General features: G+C 70.0%; 11 protein-coding genes. 8 read left to right on the forward strand and 3 right to left on the reverse strand.

The window, feature by feature from the left end; genetic code table 11:
• The first annotated feature begins 143 nt into the window (after positions 1-143).
• Positions 144-1,682 carry a sigma-70 family RNA polymerase sigma factor gene (locus OG496_RS49900; RefSeq protein ID WP_405975656.1) on the forward strand — a complete coding sequence of 513 codons (1,539 nt, stop codon included), beginning with the start codon at positions 144-146 and terminating at the stop codon, positions 1,680-1,682.
• On the opposite strand, the gene OG496_RS49905 is transcribed toward OG496_RS49900, so the two are convergent.
• From OG496_RS49905 to OG496_RS49915, 3 genes are all read right to left on the reverse strand, one after another.
• Complete coding sequence (locus tag OG496_RS49905; RefSeq protein WP_405975657.1) at positions 1,657-4,065, reverse strand: glycosyl hydrolase family 95 catalytic domain-containing protein; 2,409 nt, start codon at positions 4,063-4,065, stop codon at positions 1,657-1,659. The genes OG496_RS49900 and OG496_RS49905 overlap by 26 nt on opposite strands.
• The gene (locus OG496_RS49910; RefSeq protein ID WP_405975658.1) at positions 4,059-7,079 is read right to left on the reverse strand and encodes a glycoside hydrolase family 2 TIM barrel-domain containing protein; all 3,021 of its coding nucleotides are present in this window, start codon (positions 7,077-7,079) and stop codon (positions 4,059-4,061) included. Before OG496_RS49910 ends, OG496_RS49905 begins: the two co-directional genes overlap by 7 nt.
• Positions 7,080-7,158: 79 nt before the next feature.
• Positions 7,159-8,166, reverse strand: a complete 1,008-nt coding sequence (locus tag OG496_RS49915; RefSeq protein ID WP_405976861.1) for a LacI family DNA-binding transcriptional regulator — start codon at positions 8,164-8,166, stop codon at positions 7,159-7,161.
• A gap of 415 nt (positions 8,167-8,581) precedes the next feature.
• Here OG496_RS49915 and OG496_RS49920 point away from each other — a divergent pair, with 415 nt between their 5' ends.
• The 7 genes from OG496_RS49920 to OG496_RS49950 all read left to right on the forward strand — a co-directional run bounded on the left by OG496_RS49920 (position 8,582) and on the right by OG496_RS49950 (position 18,744).
• A complete protein-coding gene (locus OG496_RS49920; protein WP_405975659.1) occupies positions 8,582-9,904 on the forward strand; it encodes an extracellular solute-binding protein in 1,323 nt (440 codons plus the stop codon).
• Positions 9,901-10,896 (forward strand): sugar ABC transporter permease, encoded by a 996-nt coding sequence (locus OG496_RS49925; protein ID WP_366498296.1) that lies wholly within the window; start codon positions 9,901-9,903, stop codon positions 10,894-10,896. Before OG496_RS49920 ends, OG496_RS49925 begins: the two co-directional genes overlap by 4 nt.
• Positions 10,893-11,717: a carbohydrate ABC transporter permease gene (locus OG496_RS49930; RefSeq protein ID WP_366498297.1), complete on the forward strand. Its 825-nt coding sequence runs from the start codon at positions 10,893-10,895 to the stop codon at positions 11,715-11,717. The genes OG496_RS49925 and OG496_RS49930 overlap by 4 nt, the downstream gene beginning before the upstream one ends.
• Positions 11,718-11,822: 105 nt before the next feature.
• Positions 11,823-13,382, forward strand: a complete 1,560-nt coding sequence (locus OG496_RS49935) for an alpha-N-arabinofuranosidase (RefSeq protein ID WP_405975660.1) — start codon at positions 11,823-11,825, stop codon at positions 13,380-13,382.
• 18 nt (positions 13,383-13,400) lie between these two features.
• Positions 13,401-15,488 (forward strand): TIM-barrel domain-containing protein, encoded by a 2,088-nt coding sequence (locus OG496_RS49940; protein ID WP_405975661.1) that lies wholly within the window; start codon positions 13,401-13,403, stop codon positions 15,486-15,488.
• The gene (locus OG496_RS49945; RefSeq protein WP_405975662.1) at positions 15,485-17,800 is read left to right on the forward strand and encodes an alpha-L-arabinofuranosidase C-terminal domain-containing protein; all 2,316 of its coding nucleotides are present in this window, start codon (positions 15,485-15,487) and stop codon (positions 17,798-17,800) included. Before OG496_RS49940 ends, OG496_RS49945 begins: the two co-directional genes overlap by 4 nt.
• Positions 17,797-18,744, forward strand: coding sequence for a glycosyl hydrolase (locus OG496_RS49950; RefSeq protein ID WP_405975663.1), 948 nt, complete (start codon positions 17,797-17,799; stop codon positions 18,742-18,744). Before OG496_RS49945 ends, OG496_RS49950 begins: the two co-directional genes overlap by 4 nt.
• Positions 18,745-18,749: the final 5 nt, after the last annotated feature.

Here is an 18,749-nt window from a genome sequence, read left to right on the forward strand (position 1 = left end):
GATCTGGCCGTACGCAGCAGGAGACGTACGGGCGGAGCGCGGATAACAGAAACCGTGGAAAGAAATCTTGAACGCCTCTGGCACACTGCCATCCTTCGGAGCGCCGGCATCGGGCGTTCGTCGACGAGGTGGGGCGGGACAAGGTGGGACGGGTTCGCTCGCACGACGTGCGGGAGCGGCCGGATGTCGCGGTGGTCGTGGCGGCGCGGGCCGGTGACCCCGAGGCGTTGGAGCACCTCGTGCGGAGCTGTCTGCCGTTGGTCTACAACATCGTCGGTCGGGCCCTCGACGGGCACAGCGACGTCGACGACGTGGTCCAGGACACGATGCTGCGGGCCCTGGACGGGCTGCCGGGCCTGGAGGAACCGGAACGGTTCCGGTCCTGGCTGGTCGCCATCGCCGTACGGCAGGTCCGCGACCGGTGGCGCGGTCGGCAGGCCCGGCCGCAGTCGGATCTACCGGACGAGGCCGTCCAGGAGGTGGCCCCGGAGGCGGACTTCGCCGATCTGGCCATTCTCCGGCTGGCCCTGTCGGGACAGCGGCGCGAGGCGGTGGAAGCGACCCGTTGGCTGGAGGACGAGGAGCGCGAGGTGCTCTCGCTGTGGTGGCTGGAAGCCGCCGGGGAGCTGACCCGCGCCGAACTCGCGGCGGCCTGCGACCTCGCGCCGCAGCATGCCGCGGTACGGGTGCAGCGGGTCAAGGAGCGGCTTGAGTCCGGGCGGGCCGTGGTGCGGGCGCTGGCCGCGTCGCCGCGCTGTGCGGAACTGGACGCGGAACTGACCTCCTGGGACGGTCGGCCGAACGCGCGGTGGCGCAAGCGGCTGGCGCGTCATGTCCGCGACTGCCCGCAGTGCCTGTTCAACACCTCCGAACTGGTGCCCACAGAAGGGTTGTTGGGTGGCTTCGCGCTGGTGCCGGTACCGATCGGTCTGGCGGGCCTGCTGCTGGCCAAGTCGATGCCCTCGGCCTCGGCGGCGGGTGGGGTCACGCACGCTCCCGGCGGTGCGGGCCGGGTAGGACACCTGCTGGCCAAGCTGGCGGCCAAGCCGGTGGTGACGTTGACGGCCGGGGCGTTGGCCCTCGCGGGTGGCGGCGCGGTATACGCGTACACGCGGTCCGACGCGCCGGTACGACCACCTGCGGCAAAGGCCCAGCCCCATGCCCCGGCATCGTCCGCGGTCTCGTCGGCACCGCCGACCCCGACGCCTTCCGCCACGCCGAGCCCGACGCCGGCGGCCGGTTCAGCGCTCCTGGGCCGCCACGCCCTGCGGTCGGCCGGGCAGTCCGGCCGCTATGTGCGGGAAGTCGGCAATCTCGGATTCCTCAGTCCCGTCGCCGCGACCAGTCCAGGGTCCGCGAAGCAGGAGGCCACCTTCCGATTCGTCGCCGGGCTGGCCGATTCCCGCTGCTACTCGATCGAGGACGCCTCGGGCAGATATCTGCGCCACTACGCCTTCCGCATCCGGCTGGACGCCAACGACGGATCGGCCGTCTTCCAGAAGGACGCCACCTTCTGCGCCCGGCCCGGTTCCACCGACGGGTCGGTCTCCCTGGAGTCGTACAACTACCCCGGCCGCTACCTCCGTTACCGCGACAACCTCCAACTGTGGGTCGACCCGGCCCAGAACACCGCCGCGTTCCGCGCCAGCCGTTCCTTCACTGTGGTCGGGCCCTGGACCTGATCGCCCCCGCCTGCCATCGCAGGCGAGGGCGCATGTGGTGGGTCGATGTCCCGGCTGCCGTGAAGGCCGTGCGTACGAATCCGCCCGGCAGGGGCGTGCTGTCCACCGGGACAGGACGGCCCTCGCTGTCCGAAACCCGCAGGAGGCCCCCACCGGTCGGGGCGGTCAACACGTAAGTGCCCGCGCTGGTGAGGGTCAGCCGGGCGCTGGTGAGCAGGCCGTGCTGCCAGTCGAGGTCCACGCCGACGCCGCCCCGGGCCCGCAGCCCCCGGACGCTGCCGCCCGGCCAGGTGGACGGGAGTGCGGGCAGCAGCCGCAGTTCGCCGGTGTGGCTCTGGAGGAGCAGTTCGGCCATGGCCGCCGTGGCACCGAAGTTGCCGTCGATCTGGAACAGCTCCGGCGGGTGCAGGTCGAAGAGGTTGTCCGAAGTGGAGCCCGCCAGAAGGGAGTTGAGGCTGTGCCGGGCGAGGTCTCCGTCGCCGATTCTGGCGGCGAGCGCGGCGACCCAGGCGAGGCTCCAGCCGGTGCCCCCGCCGCCGTGCGCGAGGCGCTGGTCCAGGGCCGCGCGGGCGGCGGCGAACAGCTCCGGAGTCCCCTCGGCGTCGATCAGCGAACCGGGGTAGAGGCCGTAGAGGTGGGAGAGATGGCGGTGCCCGAGGTCCTCGGGCTCGACGTCCTCCCACCACTCGGGCAGTGGCTTCCCGGCCGCGTGTGCCACCGGGCGCAGCCGTTCGCGGGCGGTGCGCAGCGTGTCCTCGATCTCGTCGCGCAGGCCCAACTCCCCGATCGACGCGAGGCAGTTGTCGAAGAGTTCTCCGGTGAGCCAGAGGTCCATCGTGCTCGCCGCGCTGGTGGCGACCAGCGATCCGTCGGCTGCCCGGAAGCGGTGCTCGGGTGAGGTGGAGGGGCAGGTGACGAGGCGTCCGTCGGTGTCCTCGACGAGGAAGTCCAGAAGGAAGACGGCGGCCTCCCGCATCACCGGATACGCGCGTTCGGCGAGGAAGCGGCGATCGGCGCTGAAGCGGTAGTGCTCCCAGAGATGGGCGCACAGCCACGCCGCCCCCATCGGCCAGTTGGCCCAACTCGGGCTGCCCTGGACCGGATTGGTGCTGCGCCAGATGTCGACGTTGTGGTGGGCGGTCCAGCCCCGGCAGCCGTAGTAGGCGTGCGCGGTGCGGCGGCCGGCCTCGGCGAGATCGGTGATCAGGTCGAAGAGCGGCTCGTGACATTCCGGCAGGCCGGTGGTCTCGGCGTGCCAGTAGTTCATCTGGAGGTTGATGTTGGTGGTCCAGTTGGACTGCCAGGGCGGCTGGACCGCGGTGTTCCAGACGCCCTGGAGGTTGGCCGGCTGGGAACCGGGACGGGAGGAGGCGATGAGCAGATAGCGGCCGTACGCGAAGTGCAGTGCGGCCAGGCCCGGATCGTCGCCGCCCGCCCGCACAGCGGCGAGGCGTTCGTCGGTCGGCAGGTCGTCGAGCGCCGGGTCGTGGTCCAGGCGTAGATCCGTCCGCCCCTGGAGGGCCCGGTGGTCGGCGGTGTGCTCGGCGCGCAGCCGCTCGTAGGGAAGGGCGGCGGCGGTCTCCAACTGCCGTACGACATCGGTGTCCAGGCCGGATTCCGGGCCGAGCGGGGTCCGGTTCCAGCCCCGGTAGCCGGTCGTGACGGCGACGAGCAGGGTGGCGGTCGTCGCTCCGGTGACGCGCAGGCCTCCGTCCGGGGTGCGCTCGACGGTGGCGGACGGGTCGGCCCGGACGCGCAGTCCCGCCGCGAATCCGGTGCCCGCGTCGGGCGCGTACGTGACGGCGTCGGGGCCGGTGGCCTCGAACCGCACGTGCGCGGGGGCACGGCCCGTGATGACCGCGCCCGGCGCCGATCCCGGGTGCGCGGAGTGCAGGCGGGCTGTGAAGGACAGTGCCGCCGGGCGGTCACAGCTGAGCCGTATCGCGAGGACGCCCGCGACCGCCGAGACGAACAGTTCGCGGGTGTGCCGTACGCCGTCGACGGTGCAAGCGACCGCGGCGAGGCCTTCGGTCAGGTCCAACTCCCGCCGGTACGAGGTGACTTCACCAACATGGTCCAGATCGAACAGCAGGGCACCCAGCGGCTGGTACGCCTGCGTGAACGGCCCCTGCATTCGCGTGGCCAGCTCCTCGGCACGCACGTGGTCGCGGTCACGGAGAACCGCCTCACGCAGGGCGGCAAGGTGCGCGGCGGCCCCGTCGTCGTTGTGGTCCCCGGGACCGCCGGACCAGAGGGTGTCGGCGTTGAGGTCGATCCGCTCCCGTACGGCACGCCCGTGCACCATCGCGCCCAGGGACCCGTTGCCCAGCGGCAGCGCCGCGAGGAAGTCCTCCGCGGGCTGCCGATACCAGAGCCTCAGCACGGGCGGAAGCCGAGCGTCAACGTCACCGGGCGGGCGTCGAGTTGGAACTGGGGCTGGGTGCGCGGACCGCAGGCGCCGCTGCCGATGCCGTGGTGCGCGGCGTCGAGGTTGACATACACGCGGTCACGGGGACGCAGGTCGCTGGTGTGCCGTGCGGCGTCGAGGTCCTCGCTGGTCCAGCGGCGCACGGTGAGATCGGCGTGCGGGTACCCGGTGACGGTCAGCCCGGCGCCGTCCGGGCCGGTGAGGCGGGCGTCGCGCACCTGGCGCCGGTTGCCGTTCTCCTGCGGCAGGACGTACGGCGTCTGGAGATCGTCGACGGCGGCGTCGAAGTGCCCGACCCGGACGGCGGCGGTGGTGTCGGAGTACGCCTCACCGGGGCCGAGCCCGAACCAGTCCACCGTCTCGATGTCCCCCGGGAGCGCCATGCGGATGCCGATGCGGGGGAGCGGGCAGGGCCAGGTGCCCAAAGGCTCGGTGGTCAGGGCGAGTTGGAGCAGGTCGGGGTCCTCGGCGTCGGCGGCCCAGCGGAAGACCGTACGCATGGCGAAGTCGGCGCCCGCGGGCGCGGTGCGCGTGACGACCTCCAGACCGCCGTCGTGCGGGCGGAGGCCGACCAGCCGGTGTTCCAGTCGGTCGAGGCCCGCCTTGCGCCATGCCTCGGCGAGTGGACCGTTCCAGGTGCGCAGGTCGTTGTCGATGGGGGCACGCCACAAGTCGAGGCGGGGGCCGTCGACTTGGAGGCCGCCGAGCGCGGTCAGCGATCCCGTTACGGCGTCGAAGACCGCGGGTCCGAGGGTGTACGTCCCGTCGGCCAGGGCCGGGACCAACGGCCGGACCACCGCCGGCACTTCCGGCGCGGGGCCCGCGACAGCGGCCTGGTCCCAGGCTATTTCGTGACCGGCCGGTGCCCATGACTCGTCCGCCGCGAGCTCGGCGACGACCGTGACCCACCGCTCCTCGCCGTCCTCCAGGGGTGCGTCGCAGAGCTTGGTGAGCGCCTCAGGCCAGAGCAGCACCCCGTCGGCGCCTGCGGGCACCGGCTGGAGCGCCAACTCCCCGTCCCCGCGCGGCTGTCCGTTGTCCTCGACCGACCAGCGGAACCGCAGATGGGCGGTGTCCAGAGTGTGCAGCAGATTCCGGACGCGGACCGCCCTCGCCGTGGTGTCGACGGTGATCCGTACCGGCTCCACGGCCTTCTTGTACTCCGTGAGGCCGGGGGAGGGGGTGCGGTCGGCGAAGACCAGCCCGTCGCAGCAGAAGTTGTCGTCGTGCACCGGCTCGCCGAAGTCGCCGCCGTACGCGAAGTGTTCGCGCCCGTCGGGGGTGCGGCGCCGGACGCCGTGGTCGATCCACTCCCAGACGAAGCCGCCGTGCAGCCGGGGGTGGGTCTCGAAGAGTTCCTGGTACTCGCTCAGACCGCCCGGGCCGTTGCCCATGGCGTGCGCGTACTCGCAGAGAATGACCGGCAGTCGGCGGCGTCGTGCGTCCAGTGCCGGGTCCTCGGCGACCGCTTCCTGGCCTCGGCCCAGGAGACCCACTTCTCCGTGGTCGGCGTACATCAGGCTGAAGACGTCGGTGTACGGGCAGTTGTAGTCGCCCTCGTAGTGGATGAGCCGGTCCGGGTCGCGGTCCTTCGCCCAGGCGGCCATGGCCGCGAGGTTGGAGCCGGTGCCGGCCTCGTTGCCCAGCGACCACATGACCACGCTGGGGTGGTTCTTGTCCCGCTCGACCATGCGGCGCATCCGGTCCAGGTAGGCCTCGCGCCAGCACGGGTCGTCGCTCGGGTTGCCCTTCCAGCCGACCAGCCCGAAGCCGTGCGTCTCCAGGTCGCACTCGTCGACGACCCACAGGCCGTAGGTGTCGCAGAGGTCGAGGAACGCGGAGTCCGGCGGATAGTGGCTCGTCCGGACGGAGTTGATGTTGTGACGCTTCATCAGGAGTACGTCCGTGAGCATGTCCTCGTGGCTGAGGGTGCGCCCGGTGTCGGGGTGCCACTCGTGGCGGTTGACGCCCCGGAAGAGCAGAGGCCGGCCGTTGGCGAGGATGACGCCGTCCACCACCTCGATCCGGCGGAAGCCGATACGCAGGGGGACCCGCTCGCCGTCGGTCACCAACTCGCCCTCGTAGAGGTGGGGTTGCTCGGCGGACCAGGGGATGACGCCGGGGGCGGGGTGCGGTCCCGCCGGGTCGGCGTCGGCGATGCCCAGGGCGGGGACGGTGAGCAGGGCCGGGCCGTCGGCCCGCACGGACAGGGTGCCTTCGCCGGTGAGGTGGTCGTAGTCGGCGTGCACGAAGAAGTCGGTCAGCGCGCCGGCCGGGCGGGAGAGCAGGGTGACGGGGCGGAAGATCCCCGACAGCCACCACATGTCCTGGTCCTCCAGGTAGCTGCCGGACGACCACTGGTGCACCCGGACCGCGAGGACATTGCGACCCGGCCGCAGGGCGTCGGTGACGTCGAACTCGGTGGGCAGGCGACTGCCCTTGCCGTCGCCGAGCGGCGTGCCGTTGAGCCAGACGGCGAAACAGGAGTCGACGCCCTCGAAGCGCAACAGGGCGTGTCCTTCGGGCCAGTTGTGGGGGAGGAGGAACTCGCGGCGGTACTCGCCGGTCGGGTTGGCGTCCGGTACGTGCGGCGGATCCACCGGGAACGGATAGACCTGGTTGGTGTACGCGGGCGGGCCGAAGCGCGGCTCGCCCGGCAGCCCCTGCATCTGCCAGCAGGACGGCACCGGGATCGTGTCCCAGCCGCTGTCGTCGAACCCGGCTTCCTGGAAACCCTCGACGACCTGCGGCAGGCCTGCGGCCAAGTGGAAGCGCCAGGTCCCGGTCAGATCCAGTGCGGGGGCGTCGGAGGTGAAGGCGGCCCGGGGCTGCTCGCGGCCGCGGCCCGGTGAGAGGCTCTCCAGGTAATCGTGTGCGGTGGGTTCACTCGTCACAACAGGTGCCTTCTTTCGGGCAGTTGGCGGTGCGCGCTCCCGCGGGCGACAAGGGGCGGTGGAGCGCGCGGGCATGGCGGTGCACGCGTCGGGCGGGGAGCGACCGACGCGTGGGGTTCCGGGCGGGGCGGCGCTGTCGACGCCGCACCGGACGTCAGTGGACGGCGGGCGGCGCGGAACTCGCGCGGGGTACGACCTCGGGCCGTAGGAGAGTCAGGGACGGGGCGGCCGGTCTGCTGTTGGCGATGCCTCGCCACAGCAACTCGGTGGCCTCCCTGGCCATCTGCCGCTTCGGCAGGGCCACCGTGGTCAGGGGCGGATGGGCGTGTGCCGCCTGGGGGATGTCGTCGATGCCGACGACCGAGATGTCCTCCGGCACTCGGAGTCCCTGGTGCCGGCAGACTTCCATCACCCCCAGGGCGATGGCGTCGGTGGAGGTGAACACGGCCGTCACGGGTTCCGCCGCACGCAACTGCGGCAGGGCTCGCAGCGCCGCCTCATAGCCGGACGCGGGCGTCGCTCCCGGTGCCGTGAACACCAGGTCGTCGGGGACCGTGATCCCGTCCTCGGCGAAGGCCCGCCGGACGCCGGCCACCCGGACCCGGTGGGCCGGGAGGTCCGCGATCACCGCCACCTGGCGGTGGCCGAGCTCCCGGAGGTGCCGCCCGGCCAGATACCCGGCCTTCTCGTAGTCGATGGTGACCACGGGCAGCGTGTCCGGCGGATCGATCTCCCAGGCACACAGCACGACCGGCAGCTCCAACTCGCTCTGCGGGGACAGCTGTTCGCCGATGTCGAAGTCGCCGGCCACCAGGAGCGCGTCCACCGACCGGTTGGAGAGGGTGGCCAGTTGACGCCGGGCGCGGTCCCCGTCGCCCCGGGTCGTGGCCAGCAGCAGGTGGTAACCGCGCTCCTCCAGCAGCATCTCCACCTCCTCCACCACCTCCGAGTAGAAGGGGTTGGCGATGGTCGGCACGATGAAGCCGATGGTCATGGTGGTGCCCGTGGACAGGCTCCGGGCCACCAGGTTGGGTGTGTACCCCAGTTCGGCGATGGCGGCCTCGACTCTCGCCCTGGTCTCGGGGCTGACGACCGTCCGCCCCCGGACCACGTTGGAGACGGTCTGCTTGGTGACGCCGGCGCGCTGCGCGACGTCGGCCATGGTGACCACGGGGCGGGTCCACCTCTCATTTGACCGGTAAAAACATCTGTGTTCTGGATTCTTGCAGCGCCTTCCGAGGCGGGTCAAGGTGCCCAGAAGCCTCTTTCCGAGTGCCCTGATGGCGACAGAAACCGGTTGTGCGCGACCTCTTGACGCTCCGGACACACATAGTTAACGTCACTCGGCAGCGGCATTTGACCGGTCAAAAACCGTGCTGCGACAGAGCTTTGCTGCTTCACCGAGTGAGGCGGAGCCGATCTCGACGGCCCGCGATTCCACCGTCCCCCACCGCAGTCAGGCGGGAATTCCACGCGCCCTCCCCACGGCCGCGCCGTGCCCGCTCCCCGTCAACAGAAATCCTGCGAAGAAGCCGGAAAGGCAGGAAGCAGTCATGCGGTCCACAACTGGTGCTCCGATGTCACGGCGTCGGTTCCTCACGACCTCCACCGGTGTCGCCGCCGCGGCCACGGCTGGCGGTCTGCTCTCGGGCTGTGCCGGCTCGGTGTCCTCGGGCGGTTCCGGTGGCAAGACCACCCTCACCATCATGTCGAGCGGTACCGAGCTGGGCACGGCCGCCGAGATCAAGCAGGCCGAGAAGACACTCGGCATGACCCTCAAGGTGGTCAAGTACGACCTCACCCGGCTGACCGCCATGCTCACCGCCGGGACGGCCCCCGACATCGTGCGTGCGGTGGGTGCGACGGACGCCCCGTACCTCGCGTCGCACGGTGTCGCCCAGGATCTGGACGACTACTTCGCCAAGAGCGGCGTCCTCAAGGCGAGCGACCTGGACCCGGTCAACGACGTGTGGCGCTGGGACGGCGAGAAGCAGGGCGTCGGCCCGCGCTACGGCATGACGAAGGACTACTCCCAGGACTCCATGCTCTGGTACAACACGGCCCTGTTCGACAAGGCGGACGTCTCCTACCTGAGCGACACCGTGCCGCTCACCTACGACGAACTGCTCGACGTCGGCAAGCGCCTCGCGCAGACAGGCAAGAAGTCCAAGGTGTACGGGCTGAAGATGGACGGCTTCACCGGGACCTTCCTGAACATGACGACATCCGCCGGTGGACAGCTCTTCAACAGCGACTACTCGGCCGTCGACTACTCCAGCCCGGAGGCGCGCAAAGCCCTCGCCTGGTACATCGAACTCGCCAAGTCCGGCATCTCGCCGACCATCGTCGACCCGGACCCCAACGGCTGGGACTGGCCCACCTACCAGGTCGGCCGGATGGCGATCACCACCGAGGGCTACTGGTTCGGGGGCATGATCACCACCGACAAGAAGATCGCCGCCACCTCCCGCTTCGCGCCCGCCCCTCAGTTCGGCAGCAAGCGCACGAGCTCCTGCCTCAGTGCCACCGGCCTGTGGATGCCCAAGGCGGGCAAGAACAAGGACGCGGCTTGGCAGGCGATGGAGTACTTCCTCGGTGGCGAACCCGCGAAGAAGCGGGCCAGGACCGGCTCCGGACTCCCCGCACTGAAATCCCTGCGCCCCCTCCTGCCGAGGACCGAGGGATTCCAGAAGCAGGCGTACGCGGTGCAGGAGCGGGAGCTGCCGTACTTCTCGCTGCTGCCGTTCACGCCGTACGTCCGGATCGACGCCATGGACGCCGTCGTCAACCAGGTGCTGCCCGCGGCGATCAAGGGGACAGTGTCCGTCGGGAAGCTGGCGGACCAGCTGAACGAGGGGATCAACAAGCAGCTCGCCAACGGCAAGAAGCTGATCAAGTGAGTGCGGGACAACTCGCCGAGGCACCCGCGAAGGCCACCCTGCCCGCAGAGGCCGTATCGAGCCGGCCGCCCCGTCGGCGTGGTGCGCGTGCCCGTCAGCAGGAACGTGTCTTCTATCTCTGTGTCACACCATGGCTGTTGGGGTTCCTCGGCCTGACGCTGTATCCGCTGGGGTACGCCCTGTGGCTGAGCCTGACCGATTCCGACGGCATCTCGCCGCACACGCACTTCATCGGCCTGGACAACTACAAGGAACTGCTCTCGGACCCGGTCACCCGCGACACCCTGGTCCGCACCGGGATCTTCGTCGCGGCCGTCGTGCCGACCGCCATCATCGCCGGGCTCGCCCTCGCGGCGTTGCTCAACCGTCCGATCCGGGGCCGGGGCGTCTACCGCACGCTGCTCTATCTGCCCGCGGTGTTCCCTCCGGTCGGCGCGGCGATGGCCTTCAAGATGGTCTTCGACCGTGACACCGGCGCGGCCAACGGGATCCTCGGCTTCCTCGGCGGCGGCCCGGTCACCTGGCTCGCCGATCCGTACGCCCGGTACGTGCTGCTCATGCTCACGCTCTGGGGCTGCGGCAACGCCATGATCATCTCGCTGGCCGGCCTGCAGGACATGCCCAAGGAGTTGCTGGAGGCCGCCCGCATCGACGGTGCGAACTCCTGGCAGTCGTTCCGGCGGATCACCCTCCCGCTCCTGTCGCCCGTGATCTTCTTCCAGGTCATCACCGGCGTCATCGGCGCACTGCAGAGCATCATGCCGATGCTGCTCGCCGCGAACCCCAGCCCCGCCGCGGTCACCTCGGTGCCGCAGGGCAACTACCTGTACATGATCAACGTGTTCGCGCAGTACCTCGCCAACGGCCGCTTCGGCTACGCGTCCGCGCTGCTGTGGGTCCTGTTCGCCGTGATCCTCGTCGTCACCGCCCTGATCTTCAAGCTGAGTTCGGGCGCGGTGTTCTACAACTTCGAGCCGGAGACCAAGAAATGATCCTCGCTCGTCGAACCGGCCTCTACCTGATTCTCATCGCGCTGGTCGCGCTGTTCGCCAGCCCGTTCGGCTGGCTGATCATCACCGCCCTCAAGGACAACTCGGAGATGGCCGCCTACCCGGTGCACTGGTTGCCCGAGAAATGGCAGTTCGGGAACTTCTCCAAGGCCCTGAACTTCTTCAACTACCTTGGCTACGCCCGGAATTCACTGATCATCGCGAGCATCTACTCGGTGCTGATCACCCTCAGCTCGGCCTGGGCCGGCTTCGGCTTCGCCCGCATGGCGGCCCGGGGCAAGCGGCTGGTCTTCGGCGTCCTGCTCTCCACGATGATGATGCCGGCGATGATCACCCTCATCCCCACCTACATCATCTTCGCCAGGCTCGGGATGATCGACACCTACTGGCCCTGGGTCCTGTGGGGGCTGGCCGGAGCGCCCTACCTGATCTTCCTGTTCCGGCAGTTCTTCGCCAACATGCCCCGGGAGCTGGAGGAGGCCGCGATCGTCGACGGCTGCGGCTACGGACGTATCTTCTGGCGGATCTTCCTGCCGCAGTCCTGGCCGGTGCTCGCCACCAGCATGCTGCTGTCGTTCACCTGGGTCTGGGGCGACTACATCGCCCCGTCCCTGCTGCTGAGCACGGACCACACCACGCTGGCCGTCGCCGTGGCCACCCAGTACGTCAACGAGGGCAACCAGGCGCCGATCAACAACCTCATGGCGGCGGGCTCGGTCATGTACATCCTGCCCGTCCTGCTGCTCTTCTTCGTCCTCCAGCGCGGCTTCGTCACCGGGGTCTCCACCTCGGGACTGAAGTAACGGCGCCTGAAGCAGGGCACGCGAATCAACAGCGCCTGAGACAAGCGCACTTGAAGCAACGGCACGTGAAGCAACGACACCCTCCTCGAACCCCAAGGACGCAGCATGTCTTCGCCCTCCGCTGCCCGTTTCACCCTCGACCCGGCCTTCGGTATCGGAACCGTCCACCCGCGGCTGTACGGCTCCTTCGTCGAGCACCTGGGCCGCTGCGTGTACAGCGGCATCCACGAGCCCGGACACCCCGACGCCGACGAGAGCGGCCTACGGGAGGACGTCCTCGCGCTCGTCCGCGAACTCGGTGTCACCACCGTCCGCTACCCGGGCGGCAACTTCGTCTCGGGCTACCGCTGGGAGGACAGTGTCGGCCCGGTCGAGCAGCGGCCCCTGCGCCTGGAGCCGGCCTGGCGCTCCACCGAGACCAACGAGTTCGGCCTCGCCGAGTTCATGGGCTTCTGCGCCAAGGCGGACATCGAGCCGATGATGGCCGTCAATCTCGGCACCCGTGGCGTGGAGGACGCCGGCCGGCTCCTCGACTACGCGAACCACCCGGGCGGCACCGAGCTGTCCGACCTCCGGGCCGCGCACGGCAACAAGGAGCCGTTCGGCATCCGCATGTGGTGCCTGGGCAACGAGGTGGACGGCCCCTGGCAGATCGGACACAAGAGCGCGGAGGAGTACGGCCAGGTCGCCCGCGAGACCGCCAACCTCATGAAGATGATCGACCCCGGCCTCGAACTGGTCGTCGCCGGCTCCTCCAGCTTCGGGATGCCGACCTTCGGCACCTGGGAGTCGACGGTCCTGACCGAGTGCTATGACAAGGTCGACCACGTCTCCCTGCACGCCTACTACGAGATGAAGGGCGAGCGCCCCGACCGCGACTCGTTCCTCGCCTCGGCCGTGGAGATGGAGCGGTACATCGAGGCCGCGGTCGCCACCTGCGACCACGTGGGCGCCACACTCAAGTCCCAGAAGAAGATGATGATCTCCTTCGACGAGTGGAACGTCTGGCACACCGAGCCCGAGTCGCCGCCCGCCTCCCGCCCCGAGGACGACTGGCCGCAGGCCCCACGGCTCCTGGAGAACAACTACACACTCACCGACGCCGTACTCGTCGGCTCCCTGATGATCGCCCTGCTGCGCCACGCCGACCGGGTCACCGCCGCCTCCCTCGCCCAACTGGTCAACGTCATCGCCCCGATCATGACCGAGCCGGGCGGTCCCTCCTGGCGGCAGACCACCTTCTTCCCCTTCGCCCAGGCGTCGAAGTACGGCCGGGGCCGGGTGCTGCGCGTCGAGGTGGACAGCCCGACCCACACCACCGAACGCCATGGCGAGGTCGATCTGTTGCATGCCACGGCCGTCCACGACGAACAGGCCGGCACGATCACCGTCTTCGCCGTCAACCGGAGCCTGACCCGGGAACTCCCGCTCGAAGTGGACCTCCGCGGTCCCGGCGCCGTCCGGATCGTCGAGCATCTGCTGCTCACCGGCGACGACCCCGACGCCCGCAACACCCTGACGGACCCCGAACGGGTCACTCCCCGCACCGTCGACGCCAGTGCTGTCACCGGTGACGTACTGACCTCCACGCTGCCGCCGCTGTCCTGGAACGTCGTCCGCCTGGCCATCGACAGCGCCAACGTGCCTGCCACCGCCCAGAGTTGAGAGGGAAACCCCGGATTCATGACTGTCTTCACCGCTCAGGACGGCGCCCTGGAACGGCGCGCCCCGCACGAACTCCTTGTCATCGAACCCTGGGGCCCGCACGCGGTACGGGTCCGCGCCCGAGCCCTCCGGAACCCGGACGACACGATCGCCGGCCGCAGCCTGGACGGCAGCAGCGTCACCCGCACCGACGAGGCCGGCGCCGTAACAGGAATCGACGAAACGCTGCCCGGAGCCCTCGACATCCCCCCGCCCGACTCCACCGCCACCGCGACCGCGCACCCGGACGGCACCGCCCGGCTCGTGAACGGACGCATGACCGTCGAGGCCGACCAGGACGGCAAGCTGCGCTTCCTGCACACGGCGACCGGCCGCGAACTCCTCGCCGACAAGCGCCCGTACACCTGGTACCCGGAGCCGCGCACGTTCGCACCGCTCGGCGACGGCGCCTACCGCATCGAGCAGAGCTTCGAGGCGTACGACGGTGAGCGCGTCCACGGTCTCGGCCAGCATCTGCACGGCCGCCTCGACCAGAAGGGGCTGGTGATCGACCTGGTGCAGGGCAACACCATCGTTTCCATCCCCTTCCTGCACTCCTCCCGCGGCTACGGTCTGCTGTGGAACAACCCGGCCACGGGCCGGGTGGAGTTGGGCGGCGACACGACCCGCTGGGTCGCGGACGAGGCACGCGGGCTCGACTACTGGATCACCGCGGGCGACACCCCCGCCGAGATCATGCGGGCGTACGCGGACGCCACCGGCCATCCACCCCTGGTGCCCGAATGGGCCACGGGCTTCTGGCAGTCGAAGCTGCGCTACCGCACCCAGGACGAACTCCTCGCCGTGGCACGGGAGTACAAGCAGCGAGGACTGCCGCTGGCCACGATCATCTGCGACTTCTTCCACTGGACCCACATGGGCGACTGGGACTTCGACCGGACCGACTGGCCCGACCCCGAGGGCATGGTCAAGGAGCTGGAGGCACTCGGCGTCAAGCTCGCCGTGTCCGTCTGGCCCACAGTGGAGCCCGGCAGCGACAACTACACCGCTCTGCGCGACGCGGGACTCCTCGTCGGTGACCGCCACGGCGGCCTGCTGACCTTCCCCTGGCCGTCCCGCGGCCACGGTGCGGACCACCAGCCGATGGCGTACCTCGACTCCACCGAACCCGGCGCCCGCCGTTACCTCTGGCAGCAACTGCGCGAGCACTACCGGGAGTTGGGCGTCGCCGCGTTCTGGCTGGACGCGTGCGAACCCGACCTGACCCCGGAACTGGCCGCCCGCGCGGTCTACGCGGCGGGCCCCGGCATCCAGGTCGGCAACATGTACGGGCAGGCGCAGGCACGCGCCGTGGCCGAAGGGCTCCAACAGGACGGCGACGACCGCCCGTTCAGCCTGATCCGCTCCGCCTGGGCCGGCAGCCAGCGCTACGGCGCCGCCCTGTGGTCCGGCGACATCCGCCCCACCTTCGAGTCCCTCGCACAGCAGGTGCGGGCCGGGCTGAACGTCGCGATGAGCGGCATCCCCTGGTGGAACATGGACATCGGAGGCTTCGGCGGCGGTGACCCCACCGACCCGGCGTACCAGGAGGTCATGGTCCGCTGGTTCCAGTACGGCACCTTCAGCCCGGTCATGCGGCTGCACGGCGACCGGCAGCCCAACTGGCCCACTTTCTCAGCAGACATGACCGGCGGGCCGAACGAAGTCTGGTCCTACGGACAGGACGCGTATCCGATCCTCTCCGCGCATCTGCACCTCCGTGAGCGCCTTCGCCCGTACCTGCTGGAACTCGCCGAGGCCACGCACCGCACCGGCGCCCCCGTCATGCGCCCGCTGTTCTTCGACTTCCCGGACGACGAGCACGCCTGGAGTGTCGACGACCAGTTCCTGCTCGGCCCCGACGTCCTCGTCGCCCCGGTCACCGAGGCGGGCGCCCGGGAACGCACGGTCTACCTCCCGGCCGGCGCCCGCTGGACCGACACCGCCACCGGTCAACTCCACGAAGGCGGCGCGACGTTGGAGGCCTCCGCGCCGCTGGAGCGCGTCCCGGTCTTCGTCCGCGAAGGCGCCGCCGTGGCGTCCGCGTTCACAGGGAGCGCCGGATGACGACGCGTACGACGGCGGGCAGGCGTGCCCGTACGACGATCCGTGTCGACGCGCGCCCCGGCGCCGGACGGCCGATCAGCCCGGACCTGTTCGGCGCCTTCTTCGAGGACATCAACTACGCGGCGGACGGCGGGCTGTACGCCGAACTCGTCCAGAACCGCTCCTTCGAGTACACCGCCGAGGACGCGCCCGGGTGGCACTCCCTGACCGCCTGGGACGCGGTCGAACTCGGCGGCGGACGCGGCGAGTTGAGCACAGGGACGGCCGATCCGCTCCATCCGGCCAACCCCCACTACGCGGTGGTGGAGGTGACGAATCCGGGCGACGCCGTGGGCCTGCTCAACCACGGCTTCGACGGCATCCCGGTCGAGGCGGGCGCCTCGTACGACCTGAGCCTCTTCGCCCGTCGGCCGGAAGGTGAACAGGCCTCGCTGGTCGTCCGGTTGACCGGCTCCGGCGGCGCGTACGCCGAAGTCCGGCTCGATGGACTGCAGGACACCTGGACACATCACGAGGCGGTACTGACCGCCACCGCGACCGACCCCGAGGCCCGGCTGCTCGTGCTCGCCACCGCCCCCGGCACCGTCCACCTGGACCTGATCTCCCTCTTCCCGGAGCACACCTTCCGAGGCAGACGCAATGGTCTGCGCGCCGACCTGGCACAGACGATCGCCGACCTTGAGCCCAAGTTCCTCCGCTTTCCCGGTGGTTGTGTCGCCCACGGCCTCGGGCTCGGGAACGTGTACCGATGGAAGGACACCATCGGCCCGCTCGAAACGAGACGCCAGCAGCCCAATCTGTGGGGCTATCACCAGTCCGCGGGGCTCGGCTACTTCGAGTACTTCCAGTTCTGCGAGGACATCGGCGCGAAGCCACTGCCGGTGGTGGCCGCGGGCGTCTGTTGTCAGAACACCCCGGGCGGCCAACAGGGCATCCCGATGGACGAGATGCCCGCGTACGTCCAGGACGTCCTCGATCTCGTCGAATACGCCAACGGACCCGCCGACTCCCCGTGGGGCGCCCAGCGATCCGCCGCCGGCCACCCCGAACCGTTCGGCCTTGAGTACCTCGGCGTAGGGAACGAGGACGAGATCACCCCGGCCTTCCGGGAACGGTTCGAGATGATCCGCACGGCGCTCGCGGAACGGCATCCGGACATCTCGATCATCGGCACGGCAGGGCCGAACCCGGCCGGTGCCGACTTCCGGGACGGCTGGGAGTTCGCCCGCAAGCTAGACCTCGCGGTGGTCGACGAGCACGCCTACCTCAGCCCGCGCTGGTTCCTGCAGAACACCACCCGGTACGACACCTACGACCGGGGCGGACCGAGGGTGTACCTCGGCGAGTGGGCGTCCAAGGGGGACACCCTGCTCAACGCGCTCGCCGAGGCGACGTACATGAACGCCCTTGAGCGCAACGGCGACATCGTGGCCCTGGCCTCGTACGCCCCGCTGCTGGCCAAGTCCGGTCACACCCAATGGACGGTGGACCTCGTCCACTTCGACAACACCGACGTGCGGCTGACACCGAGTTACCACGTGCAGCGCATGCACTCCACCCACCACGGAGACGCGTACCTGCCGCACACCGTGACCGGCGCTCCGGCCGACACGCCCCCGCCGGACCCGCTGCGCGGGGGTGGCGTGCGCCTCACCACCGTCAATACCCGGGTCGAGTACCGGGGACTTCAGGTGACCAGCGGCGGCTCGGACTACGTCCTTGAGGTCCAGGCGCGGAAGACCGAGGGGGAGGAGGGCTTCGTCGTCGGCTTCGGTGCGGTGGACACGCCCGACCACTACATCTGGAGCCTGGGCGGCTGGCACAACCAGGGCCTCACTCTCCAACGCGTGTGCGACGGCATCGTCGAGGACGTCGACCGGGTGCCGGGGCCGATCGAGACGGACCGCTGGTACGACATCCGGATCGAGGTCGCCGGACCGCTCCTCCGCTGCCTCCTCGACGGCGTTCTGATCCACGAGACGGAGGACGACAGGACCGCCCCCGAGACCTTCTCCGTCTCCACCGTGCGGGACACGGCCTCCGGCGATCTGCTGGTCAAGATCGCCAACCTGACCCCGTACGAAGTCACGGCCGACATCCGCCTCGACGGGACGGACCGTGCCCCCTCCCGTGCCACGAAGACCGTCCTGACCGGCGAGTTCACGGACCGCGACATCACTCCTCACACGTCGGACATCGTGCCCGGGGTCGCCTTCGAATGCCCCGTGCCACCCCGCTCGTTCACGGTTCTCCGCCTGGAGGGCTCCACCCAGCCGGCCCACCCAGCATGGACAAGGAGCCCCCAGCAGTGACCTCACCCCTCGCCCCCGCCGCCCCGCTCTTCCGGGACCCGGTCCACGACGGTGCCGCCGACCCGACGCTGATCCGCGACCGGGGGACCGGCGACTGGTGGATGTTCTACACCGCCCGCCGGGCGAACCTCGCCACCGAAGGTGTCGGTTGGGTGCACGGTACCGACATCGGCATCGCCACCAGCGCGGACGACGGCCGTACCTGGACCTACCGCGGCATCGCCCAGGGACTCGCCCATGAGCCGGGCCGCAACACCTACTGGGCGCCGGAGATCCTCTGGCACGACGGCAGTTACCACATGTACGTCTCCTACGTCCCCGGAGTCCCCGCCGACTGGGACGCCGACCGGCACATCCTGCACCACACCTCCCGGGACCTCGTGAACTGGCGCTTCGAGTCGGTGCTGAAGCTGTCCAGCGACCGGGTCATCGACGCCTGCGTATGGCCGCTGCCCGACGGGAGGTGGCGCATGTGGCACAAGGACGAGGCCGACGGCAACCGCATCCACGCGGCCGACTCAGCCGACCTGTTCACCTGGCGGCCCATCGGCCGCGCACTGGACGACCAGGCGCAGGAAGGCCCCAACGTCTTTCGCCACCAGGGCAGTTACTGGATGGTCACCGACTTCTGGTCCGGCCTGCTGGTCTACCGCTCGGACGACCTGACCCACTGGACGCGGCAGGACGAGCCGCTCCTCGCGGGCAAGGGCCTGCGCCCCGGTGACGACGGAGACGGCCACCACGCCTTCGCGCTCTCCCAGGGCGAGGACGACGCCTACCTCTTCTACTTCACCCACTCCGCCGGCGGGCAGCGCTCCTGTGTTCAGGCCGCCCCGCTGGCGGTGCACGAGGGCCGACTGCGCTGCGATCGCGACGCCGCGTTCGGCCTGCGTCTGCGAGCGGACCGGACGCCCGCTCTCCGGGGCGGCAACCAGCCGTCCTGACGGAC

It is taken from the genome of Streptomyces sp. NBC_00988 (genome assembly GCF_045162645.1).
GTDB lineage: Bacteria > Actinomycetota > Actinomycetes > Streptomycetales > Streptomycetaceae > Streptomyces.